Below are 472 nucleotides of genomic sequence, written 5' to 3' on the forward strand. Positions count from 1 at the left end.
TTTGCCCTAATGCCGGCATGGGTCAAACGCATGATTCCGACCGTCTGCAGGAAGCAGTATTGTCTGTGTGAATTCCTGCGAGAACGCCTCAGTCTGACCTGGCCCATGATCGTGGAGTAGCGGAATACTCACCACCTTTCCGTGCCAAGGCATATGAGTATGAGACAAGGGTTCTCGGCTCCAGTCTCTGGGTTCGATAGCTTTGCAATTTCCTGCAATCACTACCCGCCTCGATCGACGTCTTTGATGGATCAATGTCTTTTGGTCAGTGACAGCTGTCACTGACCAAAAGACCGCTCTTGATTGGCGTTGTAGCTTCCAGTCCGTTATAGTTATTTACTGAAGAACCACAGCATTGCCTGTGACTCGAGAAGCCACCAGTACTCCTGAATAAGGATTGCGCGGTAATAGAGTTACGGCGGTCATAGCGTGGGGGAAACGCCCGGTCCCATACCGAACCCGGAAGCTAAGA

Annotated in this window: 1 rRNA gene; it reads left to right on the forward strand. The window is 51.5% G+C overall.

Annotated elements, in window-relative coordinates:
- Positions 1–414 precede the first annotated feature (414 nt).
- Positions 415–472 (forward strand): 5S ribosomal RNA (rrf, locus tag HED64_RS19625); the annotation flags it as partial.

It is taken from the genome of Paeniglutamicibacter terrestris (assembly GCF_012271785.1).
GTDB classification, from domain to species: domain Bacteria; phylum Actinomycetota; class Actinomycetes; order Actinomycetales; family Micrococcaceae; genus Paeniglutamicibacter; species Paeniglutamicibacter terrestris.